This window comes from Tissierella sp. (assembly GCF_052089545.1).
GTDB lineage: Bacteria > Bacillota > Clostridia > Tissierellales > Tissierellaceae > Tissierella_A.
On sequence record NZ_JBQDAA010000207.1, the window covers coordinates 1 to 4,072 of the forward strand.

4 protein-coding genes are annotated in these 4,072 nt (G+C 24.7%); all 4 read right to left on the reverse strand.

All coding sequences use genetic code 11. The features are described from left to right. Positions 1-50: 50 nt before the first annotated feature. Positions 51-1,043: a type I-B CRISPR-associated endonuclease Cas1b gene (gene cas1b / locus ACTHW2_RS11580; protein WP_442199582.1), complete on the reverse strand. Its 993-nt coding sequence runs from the start codon at positions 1,041-1,043 to the stop codon at positions 51-53. Between the two features lie 11 nt (positions 1,044-1,054). Continuing rightward, on the reverse strand, positions 1,055-1,555 hold the full coding sequence (gene cas4, locus ACTHW2_RS11585; RefSeq protein ID WP_442199583.1) for a CRISPR-associated protein Cas4: 501 nt from the start codon (positions 1,553-1,555) through the stop codon (positions 1,055-1,057). A gap of 12 nt (positions 1,556-1,567) precedes the next feature. Next, positions 1,568-3,838, reverse strand: coding sequence for a CRISPR-associated helicase Cas3' (gene cas3 / locus ACTHW2_RS11590; protein WP_442264075.1), 2,271 nt, complete (start codon positions 3,836-3,838; stop codon positions 1,568-1,570). A 10-nt stretch (positions 3,839-3,848) separates the two neighbouring features. Beyond that, positions 3,849-4,072, reverse strand: a 224-nt coding sequence (locus ACTHW2_RS11595; protein WP_442264076.1) for a hypothetical protein, incomplete at its 5' end; no start/stop codon positions are given.

The following is a 4,072-nucleotide window of genomic DNA, read 5'->3' on the forward strand; positions in this document are numbered from 1 at the left end:
TTGATACTCTTTTTTCTCCCATATCATATACTAATATAATAAACATATATTTACCACCTAGATACAAATGGAGAATAATCTTTTTCTCCAATTATATGCTTTTCTAATTTATACAATTCTAGTCTTATAAGTCTTCTATATGATACATTTCTTCCTAATTCTCTATGTTTTATAGTAGCTCTTAATCTATCATCAAATTCCTTTACAAATAGTTTCCTTGCATTTTCTTTTAAAACTACACCATTTAAATCATCTTCAAAATCCTTTTTTGTTATCATCTTTTTACTTATAAGTGTAAAGATAAGTCTATCTACTATTATAGGTTTAAAGATTTCAGCTAAATCTAAATTGAGAGTAAAGCTTCTAAAATTAGTAGTATGTAAATAACCTATTCTAGGATCCAAGTGTGTTTTATAAATTTCTGACAGTACAATTACATACATCACAGAATTTCCAAAGCTAATAAGAGAGTTTAATTTGTTTTCTGGGGGTCTTCTTGTTCTTTTCATAAATTCAAAATCGCTTCCTTGTAATATCTCATCAAATCCTCTATAATATACCTCTCTTATATTCCCTTCTATACCCATTAATTGATTTATGTCTTTACATCTATATATTTCTTTCGATAAATTTTCTATATGATTTTCTACTTGTTTTAACTCCTTGCCTCTATTTTTATAATATCTAATTACATTTAGCATATTTTTATAACTACCTTTTACGAATGCTTTTGCTAATTCAAATCTTTTGTCATTATCTAAGTAATGTTCTGATTGTTTGAGGATAATATGACCTGAATTTAAATGTTCTCTTGGATAAAATGACCCCATATAATATCCATAGTAATTAAAAAAATGAATTATTATTTCCTTTTGAGAAATATAATCTAAGAATTTTTTATTAAGTGTTACTTCACCAAATATAAATATATCACTGGTATCTTCTATAGGTATAAAATTTCTTTTTTCTTCAGTCTCAAAATAAATTGTATTATCTTTTCTCTTTATTTCTCCATCATTAAATATATAAATTATTTTTTTCATAAAATCCTCCTTTATGACCAACAAAATTCGTTATATGCACAATTCCTACAAAAATTTATTTTCACAGGCTCAATTGGATGATCTTTATGGATTAATTCCAAAATATTTTTTTCCATTACTTTAATTTTTTTTATTAATTCATCATTTAATATAACTTCAATTCTCTTTTTTTCTTTAGGAAACATTAAAACACCTTCACCATTTATTCCATATTCTTTTAACCTGTATAGATAATATGCTAATTGCATTCTCGCACTTTCTTTATATTTAGAACTTTTTTTCATTTCTCCAACTAAAATATTACCTTTACTTTTCTTTATGATATCAACTTTTATATTTCCTATAGATATTTCTTTTTTATCACGCGAATATGAATTATCATGCATAAATCTACCTATATCCATAAATTTATTATCTTGATCTGCTATTATGCTTCTAGACATAAGCCATACTTCTCTTTTGCAAATATAATAATACCAAACTAAAGTACCATTAACATTTACATCATTCATTTTATCCCCTCTTTACATAAAAATATATCCACCAATATCATCTCTTTTAAAACCAGTATTATTATCATACACTCTTTTCTTATCTTCAAAAGGCATTGTTATAATTTTATTATAATTATCTATATCAAATTCCCCTATAAATTTATCCGGTAAAGATATCATATATTCTCTCATTTCAGGTGTTATTTTTAGTAATTTTTTATACTTTTCTTTATAATCTTTTATATTTTTAATTTCTTTATATCTTTCTAGTAATTCTACAGATTCCTCATCTATTTGAAAAAAAACATCAATATAGTTTGGCCTATTAGCTATTACTGAAAAACCTATTATAGTCTCAAAATCTAATGCATCCATAGCACTCTTATATTCACTAAATATATCATCTGTATTTTTCTTTTGATATACCTCTTTAAAATAATTTTCTATTAATTTTAAGAAATCTGATTCTTTTATTGTTTTATCTTGAAGTATGTCCCTAGTTATATTTAATAATATGGAGCCATATATATATTTTCCAAATAACTCTTCCTTTTCATTAATCATTTTTACTACTTTGACTTTTCCTTCAGACATATTATTTCTATTACACCTTCCTGCAGCCTGTATTATACTATCAAGTGGCGCAAGATCTCTTATTACATAATCAAAATCTAAATCAACCCCAGCTTCCACTACTTGAGTAGATATAACTATAGGCTTATATTTCATAGATTTTTTGATTGTATCTATCCTTAATTTTCTTTCTTTTGGTATAATATTAGTGGATAGATATATAACCTCTCTATCTAAATCTTTAATCTCTTTATATATTTTTAAAGATTGTCCTATTGTATTACAAATTATTAGGTAAGATTTATCTTCTTCTAAATCATCCATAAAATCTTCTGTAAACTCTTTCAATGTAACCTGATAATCATTATATTCTAATTCTACTCTATTTAACATTTTAAAATACTTTTCATAATTATCTAATAATTCTATGCTTTCTTGTAATATTACTGGCTTTGTAGCTGTCATTGTGATTACCCTACAATCTAATTCTATTGCTATTTTCTTAAGTAAATAATCTATTAGTCTCCAATATTTTATATCGATACTTTGAAGTTCATCTAATATAATTATGGATCCCTTTATAGAATGTAATTTTTTAAGCATTTTGTTTCTTCCACCCAATATTGATTCAAAAAATTGTACAAAAGTAGTTATAATTATTGAACTATGCCAACTTTCTGTAAGTAATTTAGATTGATCTAAATCGTAATTATTATCTTTGCTTTTATAATCATATTCTGTAAGACTATGGTGCTTTATTAAATATTCACTAGAATTTTCATGAAAATCATTTAAATTCTCATATAATTTATATATTTCATTATAATTTTGATCTATTATAGAAGTGAAAGGCAAAGCATATATTATTTTTCTATTCCCATGATATTCAGATAATTTTCTTGCAGAATAAAACCCTGCAAGTGTTTTGCCTGTCCCTGTAGGCGCAGTTATATAAAATAATCTCTCATTATAATTCTTTTCTATATTCTTTTGTATTGACTCAAAAACTTCTCTTCTAATAGATGAAAATCCTTCTACCTTAGGAAATTTTTCATTATATAAATCCAATAAATCGTCATAATTAATATTACTTACATCGTTTAACTGAGTTTTAGAAGCACTGATTTTATCACCATCAATTAGAGCAGAATATATTAATTGGTGTTTATAGAACAATTCTTCATTAGACATGCTAGAGTATAATTTTCTTAAATGAAACAGTGTTTTTTCTATAGGCCTATAATTCAAGAAATCACTAAACTCTTTTTCTAAATTTATTTTTTTCATATCTTTCAATATAAATTCTTTATTCTCTTGCATATCATCTAACTGTTTATTTATATCCTCTATTTCAATTTCAAGATTTCTTATATCTTTTTTGTTTTTAGGTAATTTATTTTTTATATCTTTCAAGTTTCCATGATGATGCACTATAACACTATATATTACTAGAGGAAGATAGCTATCTTCCCCTAGTTTGTTAGTTGCTACATATCCTCCAAAAACAGCCGATATATAACTATGATCTGCTAATACATTTCTATATGCCTTATTATATAATCTTTTTTGAAAATGAGTGGTATACTTTCCAAAGTCATGTGATTTAGCAGCTATCTCTAAACAATATAAAATATCCTCATTATCAGCATACATGAACTTCTTTGAATTTTCATATACTTCTTTTATATGCTCAATTAAAGGTACATCTGGATGAGATTCAAATTTCATATTAACACCTCTACATAAATAATATATTTTCTTCTATATTATTATATTTTAATTTTATGCAATCTTCGTTTAACATAACAGGAAGCTTATTTGTATTTTCATCATATATATATGATTCTACTAATTTTATCTCTCTGCCTTTTCCAAATTCTCTTGCCATCCTTTCCTTTACTAACATTACATCATTATTGTTTATATCTGTTATTTTTATACCCCTACTTTTTATTTTACTTA

What these genes read in the sequence shown, in the direction of transcription:
- cas1b (WP_442199582.1), bottom strand. Translation starts at nt 1,043, where the DNA reads ATGAAAAAAATAATTTATATATTTAATGATGGAGAAATAAAGAGAAAA.
- cas4 (WP_442199583.1), bottom strand. Translation starts at nt 1,555, where the DNA reads ATGAATGATGTAAATGTTAATGGTACTTTAGTTTGGTATTATTATATT.
- cas3 (WP_442264075.1), bottom strand. Translation starts at nt 3,838, where the DNA reads ATGAAATTTGAATCTCATCCAGATGTACCTTTAATTGAGCATATAAAA.